The following is a 19820-nucleotide window of genomic DNA, read 5'->3' as shown; positions in this document are numbered from 1 at the left end:
AAGCTGGGGCCGAGAGGACTGCGGGGCGTCGCGCGGGCCTGCTCTTGGGCCTGCGCGCCAGCTTGCTCGTGGGCCTGCGCGCCAGCTTGCTCCTGGGCTGGCGCGCCCGCCACCGGGGTCGCCTGCGCGGCCCCGGAGGCGGATGCGGGAGCGGTGCTCATGTCAGTCCTCGCCGAGCCCTGATGCCGAGACGGTGTCTTCACCCTCGGCCTCGAGCTGCTTGTTCAGGAGGCGCAGATCGAAAAGCCCCTCGATCGAGCCCTCCTTCTGGGTGCCCGCTTCGATGCCGTTCTCGACGAGCGTCTCGAACGTGTCGGCATGGGGATCGACAGAGAACGTCACGTGCTCGAGCGCCCGCTCGATCACGGCGTCGTCCAGCGGCTTGCCGGTCTCCTTCTCGATCGCGCCGTTGATGACGGCCGGCGCCTCGTCGGGGTTGTCGGCGATCCACTGCACGGCTGCCTCGTGGCCCTTCAGCAGGGCGGCGACCACGTCGGGGTGCTCGTCGAGGAACTCCTTGCGCACCAGGAGCACGGTGGTCGGGAACTCGCCGTCCTCCCACAGGTCGGCCTCATCCTGCAGCACGTGCGCGCCGGCATCGAGGACCAGGCGCGACACCCACGGCTCCGGCAGCCAGGCGCCGTCGAGCTCCCCCTGCTGGAAGAGCGTGAGGGTCTGCGCGTTCTCGGTGGGCGTGACCTGCACGTCGCCGCCGCCCGAGGTGTCGGTCTCGAAGCCCTCGTCGGCCAGCCACTTGCGCAGTGCGACGTCCTGCGTGTTGCCCAGCTGCGGCGACGCGAGCGTCGTGCCGGCGAGGTCGTCCGGCGAATCGATGCCCTCGCGCACGACGAGCGCCGCGCCGCCGGTGGCGGCGCCCGCGACGATGCGCGCCGACGCTCCGCCAGACTGGATGAACGTGTTGATCGACGGGTTCGGGCCGATGTACGTGGCATCGATCGCGCCGGCCGAGAGGGCCTCGATGGCGGCGGGGCCGGCGTTGAACACCTGGGTCGTGACGTCGACGTCGCCGAGCGCGTCCTCGAACAGGCCCTCTTCGAGTCCGACGAGCGCGGGAGCGTGGGTCACGTTGGCGAAGTAGCCGAGGCGCACCTCGTCCACCGGCGCGGAGGTCTCGCCGCTGCCGGGGTCCGCCGCAGCGGAGGCGCACCCGGCCATCATGGCCGCCACGAGTCCCAGGGTTGTGATTGCGGTCGCGGTGCGGATTGTGTTCACGGTGTCGCCTCCTTCGGTTCGGATGTTGCTCGGTGGGCTGGTGTGCGCGACCGGTCAGTCGCGCACGATGCCGGCGGCGAGTGTGGCGCCGTCGGACGGATGGATCACGAGGAACGAGCCCCCGTGGCGGCTGGTGCGGTACGGCTCGAGCGGCAGGTCTGCCGCCACCCGCAGCCGCACGCGGCCGATGTCGTTGGTCTCGAGCGTCTGCGCGGGCTCGTGCGTGAGCGCATCGAGGTCGTAGCGCGACTCGATCTGCGCGACGATGGCCTGCACCGTCGCGGTGCCGTGCTTGATGAGGACACGGATGCCGGGGGTCAGCGCCCGCGCATCGAGCTGGAACAGCTCGGCGTCGAACTCGCGTCGGGGCGCCGGCAGCGAGCCGGCCGCGACCACGAGTGCACCGCGTGCGGTGTCGATATCGTCCTCGAACTCGAGCGAGACCGACTGCGGGGCGGTCGCCTCTTCGACCTCGGTGCCGGCGGAGCGGATGCCGGTGACCGTGGTCGCCCGCCCGGAGGGGAACACCTCCACCCGGTCGCCCACACGCACGACGCCGCTCGAGATACGGCCCGCGACCGCGCGGTAGTCGCGCAGGCGCTCCGCCTCGGCCCTGTCGATGCCGGGTGCCAGGCCGCCCTGCGGGCGCAGCACGAGCTGCACCGGAAGCCGCAGCGGCTCGAGCTCCTGCTCCAGCTCATCGGTCGCGGGAAGCGTCTCGAGCAGCTCGAGCAGCGCCGGGCCGTCGTACCAGGGCGTGCGGTCCGAGCGGTCGACGATGTTGTCGCCCTCGAGCGCCGACACGGGCAGCACGTGCAGATCCTCGATGCCGAGCTCGGTCGCGACGGTGCGGGCCTCGGCGGCGACGCCGGCGAAGGCATCCGCCGAGAAGCCGATCAGGTCGATCTTGTTGACCGCGACGATCACGTGGGGAACGCGCAGCAGCGCCACGACGGCGAGATGCCGCTTGGTCTGCTCGAGCACGCCCTTTCGGCCGTCGACGAGCACGATGACGGCGTCGGCGGTCGTCGCGCCGGTGACCATGTTGCGCGTGTACTGCACGTGGCCCGGGCAGTCCGCGAGCACGAACGATCGCGTGCCCGTCGAGAAGTAGCGGTAGGCGACGTCGATCGTGATGCCCTGCTCGCGCTCGGCGCGCAGGCCGTCGGTGAGGAGGGCGAAGTCGAAGTCGCCGTGCGCGAAGCCGCGGTCGGCGGACGTGCGGGCGACCTGCTCGAGCTGGTCGGCGAGGATCGCCTTCGAGTCGTGCAGCAGCCGGCCGACCAGCGTCGACTTGCCGTCGTCGACCGATCCCGCGGTCGCGAACCGGAACAGCGTCGGCTGCTGCTCCACCCCGGTCGTTGAGCGAGCGAGGAACGAGCGAGACGAAACGTCCTGGGTCTCGAGAGTGGTCATCAGAAGTACCCGTCCTTCTTGCGGTCCTCCATGGCCGCCTCGCTGAGGCGGTCGTCGGCGCGGGTCGCGCCGCGCTCGGTGAGGGTGGAGACGGCGACCTCGGCGACGATCGCGGCGAGGTCCGCGGCATCCGATTCCACCGCTCCGGTGCAGCTCATGTCGCCGACAGTGCGGTAGCGCACGGTGCGGCGCTCGACGTGCTCGTTCTCGCGGGGCGGCGAGAACGGGCCGACGGGGCGCCACATGCCGTCGCGGGCGTAGACGTCGCGCTCGTGTGCGAAGTACAGCGGCGGCAGCGCGATGCCCTCGCGCTCGATGTAGCGCCAGACGTCGAGCTCGGTCCAGTTCGAGATCGGGAACGCCCGCACGTGCTGGCCGGGCGTGTGGCGTCCGTTGTAGAGGCTCCAGAGCTCCGGGCGCTGGTTGCGCGGATCCCACTGCCCGAACTCGTCGCGCAGCGAGATGATCCGCTCCTTGGCGCGGGCCTTGTCCTCGTCGCGGCGGGCGCCGCCGAACACGGCATCGTGGCGGCCCGCGGCGATGGCGTCGAGAAGCGGCACCGTCTGCAGCGGGTTGCGGGTGCCGTCGGCGCGCTCCTGCAGACGGCCGTCGTCGATGTAGTCCTGCACGCGGGCGACTTCCAGACGGATGCCGAGCCGCGCGACCGTCTCGTCGCGGAAGGCCAGCACCTCGGGGAAGTTGTGCCCGGTGTCGACGTGCAGCACGGGGAACGGCACGCGGCCGGGCGCGAAGGCCTTGGTCGCCAGGTGCAGCACGACGACCGAGTCCTTGCCGCCGGAGAACAGCAGCACAGGCCGCTCGAACTCGGCGACGACCTCGCGGATGACGTGGATCGCCTCGGCCTCGAGCAGGTCGAGGGTGCTGAGGCCGTCGGCGCGTTTCGTCTCGCTCGTTCCTCGCTCGCTCAACGACCGGTGGCTTTCGGCCGTTGAGCGAGCGAAGCGAGACGAAACGCCCTGAGCTGAATCGAGAGTCATTCGTGGAGTCCGCATTCGGTCTTCGAGAGCCCGGCCCAGCGGCCGGACCGGGGGTCTTCGCCGGCGGCGACCGGCTTCGTGCACGGTTCGCAGCCGATGGAGGGGTAGCCGAACCCGACGAGCAGGTTCACCGGCGCCTTGTGCGCGGTGGCGTAGGCGAGCACGTCGTCGAAGCTCCACGCTGCGACCGGGTTGACCTTGACGAGCCCGTTGCGCTCGTCCCACGTCACGAGGGGCGTGTTCGTGCGCGTGGGCGCCTCGTCGCGGCGGACGCCGGTGAACCACACCTCGTAGCCGCCCAGCGCGTCCTGCAGCGGGGCCACCTTGCGCCGGGCGCAGCACAGGCCCGGATCGCGGGCGAAGAGCTGGGCGCCGAACTCGGCGTCCTGCTCGGCGACGGTCTGGTCGGGGGTGATGTCGATGATCCGCACATCGAGCGCACGCTGCACCTCGTCGCGCGTCGCGTACGTCTCGGTGAAGTGGTAGCCGGTGTCGAGGAAGAGCACGTCGACGCCCGGCAGCTGCTCGGCGACGAGGTGGGGGAGCGCGGCGTCGGCCATGGAGCAGGCGACGGCTGCGGCATCCGTTCCGAAGTTGCGCGCGACCCACGCGACGACCTCGGCGGCGGATGCCTCGTGGTCGGTGAGGCTGCCGAGCTCGAGGTTGCCCTGCTCGGCGAGCGCCTGCAGCTCTTCGCGCGTGCGCTTGACGGCGACGCGGGGGGCGAGTGAGACGGTCATACCAGAGCCTCCTCGTTGGTCCGGGGCGCTTCGTCTCGGTCGCTGGCGCTCCCTCGCTCAACGACCGAAGGGCCCCGGTCGTTGAGCGAGTGAGGAACGAGCGAGACGAAACGCGTTGCGGAGACGGTCACTGCAGCGCCTCCTCTTCGGCGCGGTGCGCCCACTGGGCGAACGTCTCGTCGGCCTCGCGGTCGGCGAGGAAGCGGGTCACGATGCGCTCGACGTAGTCGGCGATGCCGTCCGCGGCCACCTTGAGCCCGCGCACGGTGCGGCCGAGACCCGGCTCGTCGCGGTCCTGCGAGGCGAGTCCGCCGCCGAGGTGCACCTGGTAGCCGGGCACCTGCTCGCCGTCGATGGTGACGAGCTGGCCTTTGAGTCCGATGTCGGCGGTCTGGATGCGTGCGCACGAGTTGGGGCATCCGTTGACGTGCAGGGCGATCGGATGCGGCAGCTCGAAGCCCTTGAGACGCTCTTCGAGGTCGAGCACGGCAGCGGTCGCGTTGACCTTCGTCTCGACGATCGCGAGCTTGCAGAACTCGATGCCGGTGCAGGCGATCGTGCCGCGGCGGATCAGGCTCGGTCGCGCCTGCAGCCCGAGCGCGTCGAGCTCGGCGACGAGCGGCTCGACGTTCTCGGCGGGGACGTCGAGGATGACGAGCTTCTGGTGCGGCGTCGTGCGCAGGCGGCTCGAGCCGTGCGCCTCGATGACGTCGGCGAGCTTCGCGAGCGTCGGGCCCGAGACGCGGCCGACGATGGGCGTGACGCCGACGTAGAAGCGTCCGTCCTTCTGCTCGTGCACGCCGACGTGGTCGCCGGGGGTCGCCGGGGCGGGGGCGGCGGGGCCGTCGGGGAGCGCATAGCCGAGGTACTCGTCCTGCAGCACCTGCCGGAACTTCTCCGTACCCCACTCGGCGAGGAGGAACTTCAAGCGCGCCTTGTTGCGCAGGCGCCGGTAGCCGTAGTCGCGGAAGATCTGGGCGACGCCGTGCCAGGCCTCCGCCACCTGATCGGGCCGCACGAACGTGCCGAGGCGCTCGCCGAGGCGCGGGGTCGTCGACAGGCCGCCGCCGACCCACAGGTCGTAGCCGACGCCCAGCTCGGGGTGCTCGAGGGCGACGAACGCGACGTCGTTGATCTCATGGACCACGTCCTGGCTGGGGTGCCCGGTGATCGCCGACTTGAACTTGCGGGGGAGGTTCGCGAGCGTCTCGTCGCCGATGAAGCGCGACGTGATCTCGTCGATCTGCGGCGTGGGGTCGATGAGCTCGTCGGCGGCGATGCCTGCCACGGGCGAGCCGAGCACGACGCGCGGCACGTCGCCGCACGCCTCGGTGGTCTGCAGGCCCACCGCCTCGAGGCGGCGCCAGATCTCGGGCACGTCCTCGACGCGGATCCAGTGCAGCTGGATGTTCTGGCGGTCGGTGATGTCGGCGGTGTCGCGGCCGAACTCGGTCGAGATGCCGGCGACCACGCGCAGCTGCGCGGTGGTCAACTGGCCGCCGTCGATGCGGACCCGCAGCATGAAGAACTCGTCTTCGAGCTCTTCGGGGGTCAGGGTCGCGGTGCGGCCGCCGTCGATCCCGGGCTTGCGCTGGGTGTACAGACCCCACACGCGGAACCGGCCGTGCAGGTCGGTCGGGTCGATGGAGGCGAAGCCGCCCTTCGAGTAGGTCTGCTCGATGCGGTCGCGGACGCTGAGGCCGTTGTCGACCTGCTTCCACTCCTCGTTGCCGTTGAGCGGCGCGGTGCCGTCGATCTTCCACTGGCCGTTCGGCTTCGACGACGCCCGCGGCGGTCGCACGGCGGCGCGCGGGCGGTCCGACGCAGCGCGCGCTTCGGTTTCGCTGATGGTCACGGTGGCCTCCGGGTGATCCCGGGCGTCCCCGGGCGGACTCTAACGAGTCCATTCCGTGAGGCTAGAAGCGACCGGGCCGAGGGCCTATCCGAACGTCAAGAGCCGTTAACCGGCGTAACGGGGCGTCACACAGTTGCGGGTGGACGCGTTCGTGGACTCAGTCCGATAAAGAGGCGACCGCGCGGTAGCGATCGACGACGATGTCGACCAGGGACACCGGCGGCTCGTCGTCGCCGAGGAGCGGCGGCGCCACGGGGGCGCCGCCCGCCATCCGCACGGCGAGGTCGTGGAAGTAGCCCGGCGCCAGGAGGTAGTCCGCCACCACGATGCGCGCGGCCGGTGTCGCAGCGGCCTGCGCCACCGCGACGTCGAGCCGCGGGTCGGCGGCGGCGAGGAAGCCCACCGACACCTCGCGCCCGAGGCGTTCGCCGAGCATCCTCGCGGTGACGCGGCAGTCCTCGTTCGCGCGGTCGTCACTGGATCCCGCCACGGCGAGCACGAGAGCGTCGCCGGCCGCCGGCGCGAGCGGCGCCAGTCGTGCCACGAGGGCATCGACGAGCCGGGGGTCGGGGCCGAGTGCCGGGGCGATGACGACGCCCTCCCTGCCCGCGGTCTGCGTGATGAGATCGACGCGCACGTGGTACCCGGCAGACAGCAGCAGGGGCACGATCACGACCGGTGTGCCCTCCGGGATCGCGTCGAGGGATGCCGCGACATCGGGCTGCTGCACGTCCACGTGCCCGAGGCGCACGGTGACCTCCGGGAGACGCCGGGCGACGGCATCCACCAGCCCCGCGACGGCCGCCTGCCCGGCGGGCGACGCGGTTCCGTGCGAGATGGCGAGGAGCGCGGGCGCGTTGGTCACCTGCCCATTTTGCCTTCCGCGTGTGACGCGCGCGTGACACCGGGTGCGTGAAAGCCCGCTCGCCTGTCACGAAGTGCGGCGTGCGGCCGCAGATCGTGACAGGCGAGCGGGGTGGATGCCGGGGTCAGGCGGCGCCGGCCTCGCGGCCGCGGGCGAACCCGGCGTCGAAGCCGCGCTCGTACGCGCGCTGGGTGCGCGGGCCGCCGCGGTGGCCGTGGTGGCCGTGACCGTGGTCGCCGTGGTGGTGGGGACCGCCGTGGTGACGGTGGTCGCCGTGCTCGTCGCCCTCGTGGTCGTGGTGGCTGTGGCCGGCGTGCGGGTGGTGCCCCGCGCAGCCGTGCTCACCGTAGCCGCGCATGGGCTCGTCGAAGCGCTCGGCCGGGTGGCCGGGGCGCCCGGGAGCGAAGCCGCGGTGGCGGTTGTGGCCGTAGCCGTCGTGGATGTCGGGATCGAACGGACGCGGACGCCCGCCGAAGCCCGGCCCCCGGCCCGGTCCGAAGCCGCGGCCGCCGAACTCGGGTCCGAAGCCAGGGGCGCCGCCGCGGCCGAAGCCGGGCCGCCCGAACCCTCCGAACCCTCCGAAGCCGCGCTCGCGGCCGGCGGAGTTCTCGTCCCAGCCGAACTCGCGGGCGACCGCCTCGAGGGAAGCGGTCAGCGCGGCGTACGCCTCGTCGTCGCCGACCGCGGCGACGACCCGTGACCGGATGCCGTCGACGACGGTGCCGATGCGCTCCTTCTCGGAGCGGCCGAGGTCGGTGAGGGCCCACGTTCCGTCGCCCTGCTCGACGACCCAGCCGCGCTCCTCGAGGCCGCGCAGGCGCTTGCCCTTGCGGGCCAGGCGCTCACGGAAGCCGGGGGCGTCGACGTCGCCCGAGAGCACGTTCAGCAGCATCCAGTCGCGGCGGGTGATGCCCTCGGCCTCGAGCGCCGTCGCGAACTCGCGCGTCAGCAGTGCGTCGACGGCTCGCAGCCAGGAGCCCAGCGGGCGGCGGTCGGTGGGGCGGGGAGCGCCGGTCTCGTTCTCGTTGTCGTTCTCTTCGGTGTCTGCGTTGTCGTTCATGTGTGAAGTCCTTCGGGGAGGGGCGGCGTGAGAAGCCGCCACGTTTTACATGTCGAAGTGCATGTACATGCAGTGTGACATGCAGTTGGGATGCATGTCAAGTCACATGTAAGTTGGACGCATGCCGTCCACTCCCGACGACCCGTCCGACGCCATCGCGGCCGCGCTCGCCCGGCTGCGCGGTCGACGCATGCCGCGCCCGCCGTGGGCCGAGGGCGCCGGGCCGCACGGCGGCGGGCCGCACTCCCACGGTCATGCCGGGCCTCACGGCGCTCATGGCCACGGCGGAGCGCACGGCGCCGGCGCCGATCACGGCGACGACGCCCCGGATCACGGGCACGGCGACGACATCCGAGGCTTCGCCGGCCGCGGTGGACGCGGCGGACCGTGGGGGCGCGGTGGAGTCGTCCCGGGCTTCGGCGGGCCGCCCGGGTTCGGCGGACCGCCGCCCTGGGGCGGCGCGGGCCGCATCGGCGGACCCGCACGCCTGCGGCTGCTCGAGGCGCTGGCCGCGGCATCCCACCCGCTGTCGGTGGGCGAGATCGCCGACGCCGTGGGGGTCGATCAGCCCCGCGCGTCGCGGCTGGTGCAGCAGGCCGTCGAGCTCGAACTGGCTCGCCGAGAGGCCGACCCCGACGACGCGCGCCGCACGCGTGTAGCTCTGACGGATGCCGGCACCCGGCTCGTGCGCGGCTTCCGGGGCGAGCGGCGCGAAGCCATGGACGCAGCGCTCGCGGCCTTCACCGACGACGAGCGCGCCGAGCTCGCGCGCCTCCTCACCAAGCTCGCCGACTCCTGGCCCGGGGCGTCACCAACCGGTCGTTGAGCGAGGGAGCGCCAGCGAGCGAGACGAAACGCGCTGAGCGGTGCGAGACGGTCCGGGGCGTTTCGTCTCGCTCGTTCCTCGCTCGCTCAACGACCGGCGTTGGAGGGCGTTCGTCTCGCTCGTTCCTCGCTCGCTCAACGGCCGGCGTTAGACCGGCGTTCGGGGGCGTTTCGTCTCGCTCGTCCAGGCCGCTCCGCGGGTCAGAAGCTCGTGACGAGATCGCCGAGCACGGCCTCGAGCTTGGACGGGTCGGTCGCGTCGTAGTAGTGCGCGCCGGTCGCGCTCGAGATCGACTGCAGGGTCGCCACGTCCGCGTCGGCACCGTAGGCGAGCGTGAAGATGAGCACCGGTGTCGCGTGGTGCATGTCCTTCAGGTTCGCGAGCATCTGGTCGGCGCCGATGGTGGGGGCGTTGGGTGCGTCGTTCTCGCCGTCGCTGAGCAGCACGATCGCGTTGATGTGGTCGCTCGTCCAGGACGCCGCCTGCTGCGCGGCGAACGTGTCGACGGCCTGGTACAGAGGCGTGTCGCCCATCGAGCTGAGTCCGCCGAGGGCCCCGAGGAACCCGTCGCGCGACGTTCCGATGTCGGTGACCGGCGAGACCAGCCCCGGCAGCATCGCACCGTCCGGTCCCTGCGCGAAGGCGGCGAGCCCGACGTCGTCGCCGGTGGTGAAGTGCCCGAGGGCCGCCTCGATGGCCTTGCGTGCCTGGGCGAGCTTCGTGTCGCCCGCGGGGATGGGCTCGTCCATCGACCCCGAGACGTCGAGCAGGAACAGCACGTTCGCGCGTTTGCGCACCTCGGGGAAGGACGCCTGCACGGCCGTCACGACGTCGGCGGCGGGGAACGCGAGCGTGCCGCGCTGTGCGCCCTGGAGCTGGCCGACCTTCTCGACGCTCTCGTCGAGCGCGCGGTTGAGGTCGCGGTAGCCGGCGGCGCGCACGGCCGACTGGCCCTGCGCGGTGTGCGTGAAGCGGATGAAGTCGGCGGCGGCCTCGGCCTCGACCGGATCGATCCATTCGCCGGTGAGGCGCATCACCGGGTTGTCGGCGGAGTAGTACCCGTCGGCGGGGTAGATGGGCACGAGCTGCTCCGACGGCGGCTCGCCCTGCGTGCGGGTGATGCCGTCACGGCTGGTGATGCCGCGGTTGTAGTCCCACACCGACTTCTCGTCGACGATGACCGCCGAGAGGAAGTCGGCGGTGGAACCGGATGCCTCGGCCTGGCGCGCGTGCCAGAGGAAGTGCTCCGGCGTCGCCATGTAGTGGCTGGTCGCCGTCTCGTTCTGGTGCACCTGGGCCTCGACGCCGGGATCCTGCACCTGGGTGGCGGTGAGCTCGGCAAGCGAGCCTGCCGCCGTGCCGTAGGACGCGTACATCGCCGCCTCGCCCGAGGTCGCCATCAGCGGGCTGGTCTTGCCGAGCTTGAACGCGCCCCATTCGGGGTGGCCGAGACCGCTCCACAGGTCGGGGTCGCCCGCGGCCTCGAAGATGGCGCTCCACGTCGGGGCCTCGGCATCCCATCCGATGGTCTCAGCGAGGTTCTCGGGCATCGCGATCACGACGTCCGAGATGCCGACGCTCGTGCCCTCGGCGCGCAGGTTGGTGGCGCCCTGCGACTGGGCGACGTCGACCCAGGTGGAGGAATCCGGCAGCCACACGGTGGGCTTCTGGTCGTCGGGCAGGCTCGGGAACCCGGTGGCCACCACCGCGGCGGCGACCCCCGACTTGTCCTTCGTCGTCGTCACCGTCACGCACGAGCCGGCGACGTTGCGCGGCTGGCTGTTGTACGCGGCGGCGAGGCCCTCGACCATCTCGGCGTTCTCGAACGACGACAGGACGCTCACGGTGGCGCACGGCTGGGCGCCCGCAGTCGCGGCCGGCTCGTCCTGCGGGAACTCGATCGGCTCGACGACGGCGGGTGCTGCCGGCGCGGGGTCCTCCGCGACAGGCTCGGGCCCGGCGAAGTTCGAGACGATCGCGTACGACACCGTGCTGATCGATCCGACCAGCACGACGATGCCGACGACGGTGGTCCAGATCAGCATCTGGCGGCGGCGCTTGCGGCGGTGCTCACGGCGCTGCTCGATCGCCGACGGCTTCGTCGGCTGAGGCGGCCTCGTCGCCGATCCAGCTGCGGAGAAGGGGGGAGTGGAAGCGGAGGGCGACGCTGCGGGAAGGGCAGCGGTCGCCGGTTGAGAGGACTGGCCGCGGCGGGGTCCGGGCGCGTCCTCGTCGCCGCGCGTGCGATCGCGCATGGGCATCCTCGAGGTCGATGCGGCCGTGAGGCCGGGCGGGGGGTCACCGGCCGGGTAGTCCGGTAAGGCTTGAGCCTAACCCCCTCGCGGTTGCGAGGCGAGGGTGAGGATGCCGAGAGATCACCGTGAGGCGGTGTTCAGCATCCCGATCAGCACCGCGGTCCACCACGCCGACTGCGACACGACCGCGCTCCAGACGCACCAGGCCTGGAGCTTCCGGGGGAGCGCCGCGAACCGCACGCCGCTGGGGAGCCGGGCGAGTTCGTCGGTCAGTCGCGTCATCCCGACCCCGTTCATCGCCGCGACGAGCACGGCGATCATCTTGATCGCCGTGAGCGGCTGGCTGAGGTCCGGCTGCAGGAACGCGCCGGTCCCGAGCAGCCCGACGATGCCGAGCCACGCGAGCCCGCTCACCGTGCGCTCGACGCGGCGGAGGTCGTCGAGACCGGCGCGGCGCAGCATCCAGAGCAGTCCGCTCATCTCGAGGAGGACCGCGGCGCCGAGCCCCACGATCACCGACGCGAGGTGGCCGAAGAGCGCAGGAGTGTGCAGCCACGCGGGGGGGACGACGGTCGTGCCGATCCACAGCGAGATGAGCATCGCCAGCAGCACGCCCCAGTACCCGACCGCGCGGCGATGACGCGCGGCGCGTCGGCGCTCGGCGAGTCGTCGGGGGGTGCGAGGGATCGACACGGTGCCTCTCGGGAATCGGCTGCAGCGCGGGAAGCGCGACGGCCCCCCAGTCGCACCGGTGAAATCTCACCGATTGCGAGGGTATCCGATGCGGCGGTGCTTCCGGCCGGTCGCGCGGACGCCGCGACTCAGCGCGGACTGTGCGCCGACGCCGCGGCGATGTCCGCGGGCCTCACCTTCACCGGCAGCAGCAGGAGGAGTCCCGCGAGCAGCACGATCACGATGCCGAGGATGCCGTAGTGCGTCGCCCCGAACCAGCCGATGAACGCGGCCCAGAGCAGCGGCGACAGGAAGCTCATCACGCGGCCGGTGGTGGCGTACAGACCGAACACCTCACCCTGCATGCCGGCCGGGGTGACGCGGGCGAGCAGCGATCGGCTGGATGCCTGGGCGGGGCCGACCGCGGCCGACAGCAGGATGCCGCCCACCCAGAACACCGGCTTGCCGCCCTCGCGCAGGAAGAAGACGAACAGCGCGCTCACGATGAGGATGGTGAGCGCCGTGATGATGACCGCGCGGGCGCCGAACCGGTCGTCGAGGCGGCCGGCGATGATCGTCGACACGCCGGCGACGAGGTTCAGCGCGATGCCGAACGCGATGACCTCGGTCGCGCTGAAGCCGAACGACACGGCGGCGAGCACTCCGCCGAAGGCGAAGACGCCGGCCAGGCCGTCGCGATAGACGGCGCTCGCGATCAGGAACCAGAACGTCGGCCGGTGCTCGCGGAAGAGCGCGACGATGTCGCGCACGAGCACGACGTAGCCCTCGAAGAATCCGACCCGCGGCCGGCCGGGCTGCGCCGGCGACTCGGGCACGAGGAAGACGAAGGGGAGCGCGAACAGCACGGTCCAGATCGCGGCGCCGACCGCGATGAGGCGGTACGCCAGCCCGTCCGACACGTCGAGCCCGAACCAGTCGAAGGTGTTGAGCACCACGACGAGAGCGAGGGCCAGGATGCCGCCGATGTACCCGAGCCCCCAGCCCAGACCGCTGACGCGGCCGATCGTCTTCGGAGTCGAGACCTGCACCAGCATCGCGTTGTAGTTGACGCCCGCGATCTCGGAGGCGACCGATCCGAGTGCGACGAGGATCGCTCCGAGCCAGAAGAACTGGGGCTCGGCGTAGACGAAGAAGAGCGCGAACTGCAGCAGCGCCAGCACGGCGGTCGCACCGACCACCCAGCGCTTCTTGGTGCCCGCCGCGTCGGCGCGCTGGCCGAGCACGGGCGCCAGCAGCAGGATCAGGATGCCGGCGGCGAAGGTGACCCAGCCGTACCACTCCGCGAGATCCGAGAGGGCGCCGCAGTACTCCGTCGCCGCGTCCGCAGCCCGCGAGCACACCATCTCGCCGTCGGCGTTCTGCGCCGCGACGCCGGCGGGGAGGAACGCGTCCGACACCAGGTACAGCGACACGAAGACGAACGTCAGGATGACCGAGTTGAAGGGCTGCGTCGCCCAGTCCCACAGCGCCCAGGCGAACACCCGTCGCCGGGGGACCGGGGTCTCGTCCAGTCCGTCGGTGTTGAGCGCCGCCGTCGACAGGACGTGCTCCGGAGGGCTGCCCGCGCCGGGGGCGCCGGAGGGCTGCGCGGCATCGCCGGGCTCGTCCGATCCGGGGGCGGGGGAGCTCATGTCGGTCACGGTAGGGCCCTTCGGTGAACGGCGGGTGCGCACTCACCGTAGCGCTCGAGGGGCGCCGGGTGGTTTGCTTCGTCCATGACTGGGGAAACCCCGCCCGCGCCGGCCTTCAATGGGCGCCTCGCCATCCTTCTCGCGATGGCGATGTTCGTCCTCGTGGTCGACACCTCGATCATGAACGTCTCGATCTCGGCGGTGGTGACCGAGCTCGACACGACCGCCAGCGGCGTGCAGGGTGCGATCGCGCTCGAAGCCCTGGTGTCGGCCGCCTTCATCCTGCTCGGCGGCAAGACCGGCGACCTCATCGGCCGCAAGCTCGCCTACACCCTGGGCCTCCTCGGCTACGCGGTCGGCGCGGTGGCGATGACGTTCGCCCAGAGCCTGACCACCGTCATCATCTTCTGGGCGGTGATCGGCGGCATCGGCGCATCCCTGCTCCTGCCGTCGATGCAGTCACTCATCCACGGCAACTTCGCCGGCGATCACCAGAAGCGCGTCTACGCGCTCGTGGGAGCGTCCGCGGCCATCGCAGCGGCCGTCGGGCCGCTGCTCGGAGGGTTCATCACGACGTTCTGGTCGTACCGGGTCGCGTTCGCGCTCGAGGCCGTCATCATCGCCGTGGTGCTCCTGGGCCTCGGTCTCGTGAAGGACGTGAAGTACCACGGCGACCGCTCCATCGACCTCGTCGGCGCGGGGCTGTCGGTCGTCGGCATGGGCGGCGTCGTGCTCGGCATCCTCGTCTGGCAGGAGGGCGGCGGCTATGTCGGGCTCCTGATCGGCCTCGGCGTCGTCGCGCTCGGCGGGCTCGCGTGGTGGCTCAACGCGCGCAAGAAGAGGGGCAAGCCGGTGCTGCTCGACCCGGCGCTGTTCTCGTCGAAGCCGTTCCGTACGGGGGTGAGCGGGCAGCTCCTTCAGCAGATCGCGCTCGGCGGCACGATGATCGTCCTGCCGCTCTACCTGCAGATGGTGCTCGAGTACAACGCGCTGCAGGCGGGCCTGTCGATCGCACCGCTGTCGCTCAGCATGTTCGTGGTGGCGATCTGGGCGGGCCGGCGGGGCAAGGGGCGCCCGGCGAACCTCATCCTCATGGGCTTCTCGCTCGCCCTCGTCGGTCTCGTCGCCATCGTGCCCCTCGTACCGATCGCCGACTCGGGCTGGTACCTCGCGGTGCCGCTCATCATCGCCGGATCGGGCCTCGGCCTGCTCGTCTCGCAGCTCAACAACTACACCCTGTCGCCGATCTCCGACGAGCGGGTCAGCGAGGCCGCCGGAGTCAACTCGGCGGCAGGGTCTTTCGGGCTCTCCTTCGGTCTCGCGTTCGCCGGCGCCATCATGCTCGCGACCCTCGCCGCGTCGTTCACATCGCTCGCATACTCGAGCACGGTGCTGTCGGCGGACCAGCAGGAGCAGGTCGCGACCGTACTCGAGGAGGATGCCGAGCTGATGTCGAACACGGGCCTCGAAGAGCTCCTCGCAGACGAGCCCCCGGCGGCCGCCGCCGAGGTCGTCCGCATCAACACCGAAGCCCGCCACATCGCGCTGCAGGTCGCGCTGCTGATCCCCATCCTCGCTGCGCTGCTGGGCGCGCTGAACGCGTTCCGCATGCGGCGCCTGCCCGACCCGAAGCCGAACGAGGCCGCGGAGGGGACGATGCTCGGGTGAGCGGGCCACTCCCAGGTGTGACTGCGAGACTTCCCCCATGGCGCGATCCGTCCCCTCACGAGCCGGCGCGCGCCGCCCTGCTCCCGCGAAGAAGCGAAGCGCGTCGCGTCCCGTGCCGAGTGGCCGGCGCCGCTCCACCGCCGCGCGCCGGCGTGCGGCCGCAGTCCGTGCCCGGCGGCTGCGGTCGGCACTGATCGTCGCGATCGTGACCATCGCGATCGTCACGGTCGCGGGCATCGCCGCCGTGTTCACGGTCGTCGGCAGCGCCGCCCGCGGCTTCGGGGACTGCGCGAGCTTCGCCCTCGCGCCCGGTGAGGCCCCGGCATCCGTGTCGCAGTGGAACACCGAGCAGCTCGACAACGCCGCCGTCATCATGGGCGCGGGCAGCGACCTCGGCCTGTCGGCGCGCGACCAGGCGATCGGCGTCATGACCGCCATGGGGGAGTCGTCCCTGCGCAACCTCGACCACGGCGACTGGGAGACGAGCGGCGTCACCAATCCCGACGGCAGCCGCACCACCTCGGTCGGACTGTTCCAGCAGCAGGACAGCTGGGGCAGCCGTGAACAGCGCATGGACCCGTACACCGCGGCCACGCTGTTCTACCGCGCGATGGCGAAGGCCGTCCCCGACGGCGAGAGGCCGGCGCTGGCGCCGACCCTTGTCGCTCACCGCACCCAGGTCAACGCCGACCCGCAGCACTACGCGCGCTACTGGCCCGCCGCCGTCGGTGTCGTCGAGAAGCTGTCGGGCGTCGACACCGGTCTCTCCGACGCCGATCGCCTGCGCGAGTGCCGGTGAGAGCACTGAACGCGCCGCACGCCAACTTGAGCCAGGTCGTATCAACTTTGATTTGACGGATGCCGCACCCCGGGCGTATGGTTGAGCCATCGCGACTCAACCTCGACGAGTGGGGTGGGGACGCGAGCAGACTTCCCATCGACCCCGGGCGCCGGCATCCGTTCTGCGTCCATATGAAGGAGAGATACACATGGCACGTGCTGTTGGAATCGACCTCGGTACGACCAACTCGGTCGTGAGCGTCCTCGAGGGCGGCGAGCCCAAGGTCATCGCGAACGCCGAGGGTTTCCGCACGACCCCGTCGGTCGTCGCATTCACCAAGGACGGCGAGGTGCTCGTCGGCGAGACCGCCAAGCGCCAGGCCGTCACCAACGTCGACCGCACCGTCTCGTCGGTCAAGCGCCACATGGGCACCGACTGGACGTTCGAGGTCGACGGCAAGAAGTGGACGCCGCAGGAGATCTCCGCGCGCATCCTCCAGAAGCTCAAGCGCGACGCCGAGCAGTACCTCGGCGACACGGTGACGGATGCCGTCATCACGGTCCCCGCCTACTTCAACGACGCCGAGCGCCAGGCCACCAAGGAGGCCGGCGAGATCGCGGGCCTCAACGTCCTGCGCATCATCAACGAGCCGACCGCGGCGGCGCTCGCGTACGGCCTCGACAAGGGCAAGGAGGACGAGCTCATCCTCGTCTTCGACCTCGGTGGCGGCACGTTCGACGTCTCCCTCCTCGAGGTGGGCAAGGACGACGACTTCTCGACCATCCAGGTGCGCGCGACCGCCGGCGACAACCGCCTCGGCGGCGACGACTGGGACCAGCGTCTCGTCGACTACTTCATCAAGCAGTTCAAGGACACCACCGGTGTCGACGTCTCGGGCGACAAGATCGCGCTGCAGCGCCTCAAGGAGGCCGCCGAGCAGGCGAAGAAGGAGCTCTCGAGCTCGACCTCGACCTCGGTGAACCTTCCGTACCTGTCGCTGACCGACTCGGGCCCCGTCTCGCTGTCGGAGACGATCACGCGCGCGAAGTTCGAGGACCTCACCAAGGACCTCCTCGACCGCACCAAGAAGCCGTTCGAGGACGTCATCCGCGAGGCCGGCATCAAGGTCGGCGACATCGACCACGTCGTGCTCGTCGGCGGTTCGACCCGCATGCCCGCGGTATCGGAGCTCGTGCAGCGTGAGGCAGGCAAGGAGCCCAACAAGGGCGTGAACCCGGACGAGGTCGTCGCCGTCGGCGCGGCCCTCCAGGCCGGCGTCCTCAAGGGCGAGCGCAAGGACGTCCTCCTCATCGACGTCACACCCCTGAGCCTCGGCATCGAGACCAAGGGCGGCATCATGACGAAGCTCATCGAGCGCAACACCGCCATCCCGACCAAGCGCAGCGAGACCTTCACGACTGCTGACGACAACCAGCCGTCGGTCGCCATCCAGGTCTTCCAGGGCGAGCGCGAGTTCACCCGCGACAACAAGCCGCTGGGCACGTTCGAGCTGACCGGCATCGCGCCGGCTCCGCGCGGCATCCCGCAGGTCGAGGTCACCTTCGACATCGACGCGAACGGCATCGTCCACGTCTCGGCGAAGGACAAGGGCACCGGCAAGGAGCAGTCGATGACGATCACCGGCGGCTCGTCGCTGCCGAAGGACGACATCGAGCGCATGGTGCGCGAGGCCGAGGAGCACGCCGCCGAAGACAAGAAGCGCCGCGAGGCCGCCGAGGTGCGCAACCAGGCCGAGACCCTGTCGTACTCGATCGAGAAGCTCATCAAGGAGAACGAGGACAAGCTTCCCGAGGACGTCAAGAACGAGGTCCAGGGCGACGTCGACGCTCTCAAGACCGCGCTCGCGGGCGAGGACGACGAGGCCGTGAAGACCGCGTTCGACAAGCTCAACCAGAGCCAGGGCAAGCTCGGCGAGGCGATCTACGCCTCCGGCCAGGCCGCTCAGTCGGCTCCGGACGCTTCGGCAGGCTCGGGGACCGGTTCTGAGTCTGGTGACGCCCAGGGTGCGACGAACTCCGACGAGGATGTCGTCGACGCCGAGGTCATCGACGAAGACGAAGAGAACCCTTCGGCAAGCTCAGGAGAGTCGAAGTAACCATGGCCGACAAGGACCACGACCCCACGGCCGGCTCGGGAGCCGGCGACGAGGAAGAGGTCCGTCCTGACGAGGAGGGGTCGGAGGCACAGGCCTCCGGCCCCGTCCCGCAGGACGGAGAAGAGCCGGACGAGGGCGACGAGCTGACGGTGGACGACATCCTCGGGTCGGCGCAGAACGCCGATGCCGCGGCCGAGGACGCCGTGCTGGCCGACCTCGAGTCCGCGCTGCTGAACGACCTCAAGCGGCTGCAGGCGGAGTACGCCAACTATCGCCGTCGCACCGAGGAGCAGCGCGAGGTCGAGATCGAGCGCGCCCAGGGCGCGGTCGCGAAGGGCCTGCTGCCGGTGCTCGACGACCTCGACCGCGCCGAGAAGCACGGGGACCTCGAAGAGGGCTCGCCGTTCGCCGCGATCGCCGTGAAGCTGCGCGGCGTCGCCGAGCGCATGGGACTGACCACCTACGGCGCAGCCGGAGAGGTCTTCGATCCGCAGCACCACGAGGCGATCTTCCAGGTGCCGACGCCCGGCGCGACCGAGACCACGATCCTCGAGGTCGTCGAGATCGGCTACCGCCTCGGCTCGGTGGAGCTGCGTCCGGCGAAGGTCGTCGTCGCGGTTCCTGCCGACTAGCCCGAAGGAGCACCATGGCCAGTCAGGACTGGTTCGACAAGGACTTCTACTCGGTGCTCGGCGTCTCGAAGGACGTCAGCGAGGCTGACCTCAAGAAGACGTACCGCAAGCTCGCACGGAAGTACCACCCCGACTCCAATCAGGGTGACGCTGCCGCCGAAGCGAAGTTCAAGGAGGTCAGCGAGGCGTACTCGGTGCTCTCCGATGCGGAGCAGCGCAAGGAGTACGACCAGATCCGCGCGATGGGCTCGGGCGCCCGCTTCACCGCGGGCGGCCAGGGTGGAGCAGGCGGCTTCGAGGACGTCTTCTCGATGTTCAATCAGGGCCGCGGCGCGCGGTACCAGAACGCCGAGGACTTCGACGACATCTTCGCGATGTTCAACCAGCAGCAGGGTGCGGGCTTCGGCACGGGCCGGTTCGGGCAGTCGACCGGCGGTTTCCGCGGCTACGGCGGCCCGACCCGCGGGGCCGACGTCACGGCGCGCACGACGATCGACTTCGTCACGGCGACCAAGGGCGAGACCATCTCGCTGCAGGGTGAGGACGGCAAGCCGTTCAAGGTGAAGATCCCTGCCGGGGTGTCGGACGGGCAGAAGATCCGTCTGCGCGGTCGCGGCCGCCCGTCGCCCGACGGCGGAGAGAACGGCGACATCGTCGTGCAGGTCGCGGTGCGGCCGCATCCGGTGTTCACCCGCGACGGGCTCAACCTGCGCGTCACCGTGCCGGTCACGTTCACCGAGGCGGCGCTCGGCGCCACCATCGAGGTGCCCACGCTCGGAGGCGACCCGGTGCGGCTGCGCGTCGCGCCGGGCACGCCGTCCGGCCGCGTGCTGCGCGTCAAGGGCAGGGGCGTCGAGACCGCCAAGGGCACCGGCGATCTCCTCGCCGAGGTGCAGGTCGCGGTGCCCTCGCACCTCGACGACGCCGCGCGCGAGGCGCTCGAGCGCTTCCAGAGCCTCGAGCCCAAGGAGAACCCGCGCGCCGACCTCATGGCGAAGGCGCAGGGCTGAAATCATGATGAAGTCGGTCGTTGAGCGACCACGTTCGTCGC

At 71.0% G+C, this 19820-nt stretch carries 16 protein-coding genes; 6 read left to right on the top strand and 10 right to left on the bottom strand.

From position 1 onward, the window contains the following. Window positions 1-162: 162 nt before the first annotated feature. The 7 genes from MRBLMI12_RS08555 to MRBLMI12_RS08525 all read right to left on the bottom strand — a co-directional run bounded on the left by MRBLMI12_RS08555 (window position 163) and on the right by MRBLMI12_RS08525 (window position 8167). Complete coding sequence (locus MRBLMI12_RS08555; RefSeq protein WP_363355658.1) at window positions 163-1233, bottom strand: ABC transporter substrate-binding protein; 1071 nt, start codon at window positions 1231-1233, stop codon at window positions 163-165. A 54-nt stretch (window positions 1234-1287) separates the two neighbouring features. Continuing rightward, window positions 1288-2649, bottom strand: coding sequence for a sulfate adenylyltransferase subunit 1 (locus MRBLMI12_RS08550; RefSeq protein ID WP_363355656.1), 1362 nt, complete (start codon window positions 2647-2649; stop codon window positions 1288-1290). Continuing rightward, a complete protein-coding gene (cysD, locus tag MRBLMI12_RS08545; RefSeq protein WP_363355654.1) occupies window positions 2649-3578 on the bottom strand; it encodes a sulfate adenylyltransferase subunit CysD in 930 nt (309 codons plus the stop codon). Before cysD ends, MRBLMI12_RS08550 begins: the two co-directional genes overlap by 1 nt. Before the next feature lie 65 nt (window positions 3579-3643). Next, a complete protein-coding gene (locus tag MRBLMI12_RS08540; protein WP_363355652.1) occupies window positions 3644-4387 on the bottom strand; it encodes a phosphoadenylyl-sulfate reductase in 744 nt (247 codons plus the stop codon). Between the two features lie 127 nt (window positions 4388-4514). Next, window positions 4515-6242 carry a nitrite/sulfite reductase gene (locus tag MRBLMI12_RS08535; RefSeq protein ID WP_414686205.1) on the bottom strand — a complete coding sequence of 576 codons (1728 nt, stop codon included), beginning with the start codon at window positions 6240-6242 and terminating at the stop codon, window positions 4515-4517. 157 nt (window positions 6243-6399) lie between these two features. Continuing rightward, window positions 6400-7107: a sirohydrochlorin chelatase gene (locus tag MRBLMI12_RS08530; protein WP_363355650.1), complete on the bottom strand. Its 708-nt coding sequence runs from the start codon at window positions 7105-7107 to the stop codon at window positions 6400-6402. 124 nt (window positions 7108-7231) lie between these two features. Further along, window positions 7232-8167 (bottom strand): hypothetical protein, encoded by a 936-nt coding sequence (locus MRBLMI12_RS08525; protein WP_363355648.1) that lies wholly within the window; start codon window positions 8165-8167, stop codon window positions 7232-7234. Between the two features lie 121 nt (window positions 8168-8288). On the opposite strand from MRBLMI12_RS08525, the gene MRBLMI12_RS08520 reads away from it, so the two are divergent. Beyond that, entirely contained in the window at window positions 8289-8993 is a 705-nt protein-coding gene (locus MRBLMI12_RS08520) for a MarR family winged helix-turn-helix transcriptional regulator (RefSeq protein ID WP_363355646.1), read from the top strand. Between the two features lie 200 nt (window positions 8994-9193). On the opposite strand, the gene MRBLMI12_RS08515 is transcribed toward MRBLMI12_RS08520, so the two are convergent. The 3 genes from MRBLMI12_RS08515 to MRBLMI12_RS08505 form a co-directional block, all read right to left on the bottom strand. Continuing rightward, entirely contained in the window at window positions 9194-11248 is a 2055-nt protein-coding gene (locus tag MRBLMI12_RS08515; protein ID WP_363355644.1) for a vWA domain-containing protein, read from the bottom strand. A 120-nt stretch (window positions 11249-11368) separates the two neighbouring features. Then, window positions 11369-11941, bottom strand: coding sequence for a hypothetical protein (locus MRBLMI12_RS08510; RefSeq protein WP_363355642.1), 573 nt, complete (start codon window positions 11939-11941; stop codon window positions 11369-11371). A 128-nt stretch (window positions 11942-12069) separates the two neighbouring features. Continuing rightward, complete coding sequence (locus MRBLMI12_RS08505) at window positions 12070-13572, bottom strand: MFS transporter (protein WP_363355640.1); 1503 nt, start codon at window positions 13570-13572, stop codon at window positions 12070-12072. Window positions 13573-13656: 84 nt separating this feature from the next. On the opposite strand from MRBLMI12_RS08505, the gene MRBLMI12_RS08500 reads away from it, so the two are divergent. The 5 genes from MRBLMI12_RS08500 to MRBLMI12_RS08480 all read left to right on the top strand — a co-directional run bounded on the left by MRBLMI12_RS08500 (window position 13657) and on the right by MRBLMI12_RS08480 (window position 19779). Beyond that, a complete protein-coding gene (locus MRBLMI12_RS08500; RefSeq protein WP_363355638.1) occupies window positions 13657-15240 on the top strand; it encodes an MFS transporter in 1584 nt (527 codons plus the stop codon). Between the two features lie 37 nt (window positions 15241-15277). Then, entirely contained in the window at window positions 15278-16039 is a 762-nt protein-coding gene (locus MRBLMI12_RS08495) for a peptidase M23 (RefSeq protein ID WP_363355636.1), read from the top strand. Between the two features lie 190 nt (window positions 16040-16229). Beyond that, window positions 16230-18137: a molecular chaperone DnaK gene (dnaK, locus tag MRBLMI12_RS08490; RefSeq protein ID WP_363355635.1), complete on the top strand. Its 1908-nt coding sequence runs from the start codon at window positions 16230-16232 to the stop codon at window positions 18135-18137. Window positions 18138-18139: 2 nt separating this feature from the next. Continuing rightward, the gene (locus MRBLMI12_RS08485) at window positions 18140-18769 is read left to right on the top strand and encodes a nucleotide exchange factor GrpE (protein WP_363355633.1); all 630 of its coding nucleotides are present in this window, start codon (window positions 18140-18142) and stop codon (window positions 18767-18769) included. A 14-nt stretch (window positions 18770-18783) separates the two neighbouring features. Further along, the gene (locus tag MRBLMI12_RS08480; RefSeq protein WP_349425599.1) at window positions 18784-19779 is read left to right on the top strand and encodes a DnaJ C-terminal domain-containing protein; all 996 of its coding nucleotides are present in this window, start codon (window positions 18784-18786) and stop codon (window positions 19777-19779) included. The last annotated feature ends 41 nt before the right edge of the window (window positions 19780-19820 follow it).

It is taken from the genome of Microbacterium sp. LMI12-1-1.1, assembly GCF_040676455.1.
Classification (GTDB): Bacteria; Actinomycetota; Actinomycetes; order Actinomycetales; family Microbacteriaceae; genus Microbacterium.
Note: the sequence above shows the minus strand (reverse complement) of the source record. Positions and strands in the feature narration are given on the sequence as shown.

What these genes read in the sequence shown, in the direction of transcription:
- MRBLMI12_RS08495 (WP_363355636.1), top strand. Translation starts at nt 15,278, where the DNA reads ATGGCGCGATCCGTCCCCTCACGAGCCGGCGCGCGCCGCCCTGCTCCC.
- MRBLMI12_RS08485 (WP_363355633.1), top strand. Translation starts at nt 18,140, where the DNA reads ATGGCCGACAAGGACCACGACCCCACGGCCGGCTCGGGAGCCGGCGAC.
- MRBLMI12_RS08505 (WP_363355640.1), bottom strand. Translation starts at nt 13,572, where the DNA reads ATGAGCTCCCCCGCCCCCGGATCGGACGAGCCCGGCGATGCCGCGCAG.
- MRBLMI12_RS08520 (WP_363355646.1), top strand. Translation starts at nt 8,289, where the DNA reads ATGCCGTCCACTCCCGACGACCCGTCCGACGCCATCGCGGCCGCGCTC.
- MRBLMI12_RS08500 (WP_363355638.1), top strand. Translation starts at nt 13,657, where the DNA reads ATGACTGGGGAAACCCCGCCCGCGCCGGCCTTCAATGGGCGCCTCGCC.
- MRBLMI12_RS08480 (WP_349425599.1), top strand. Translation starts at nt 18,784, where the DNA reads ATGGCCAGTCAGGACTGGTTCGACAAGGACTTCTACTCGGTGCTCGGC.
- MRBLMI12_RS08515 (WP_363355644.1), bottom strand. Translation starts at nt 11,248, where the DNA reads ATGCGCGATCGCACGCGCGGCGACGAGGACGCGCCCGGACCCCGCCGC.
- MRBLMI12_RS08525 (WP_363355648.1), bottom strand. Translation starts at nt 8,167, where the DNA reads ATGAACGACAACGCAGACACCGAAGAGAACGACAACGAGAACGAGACC.
- MRBLMI12_RS08540 (WP_363355652.1), bottom strand. Translation starts at nt 4,387, where the DNA reads ATGACCGTCTCACTCGCCCCCCGCGTCGCCGTCAAGCGCACGCGCGAA.
- dnaK (WP_363355635.1), top strand. Translation starts at nt 16,230, where the DNA reads ATGGCACGTGCTGTTGGAATCGACCTCGGTACGACCAACTCGGTCGTG.
- MRBLMI12_RS08550 (WP_363355656.1), bottom strand. Translation starts at nt 2,649, where the DNA reads ATGACCACTCTCGAGACCCAGGACGTTTCGTCTCGCTCGTTCCTCGCT.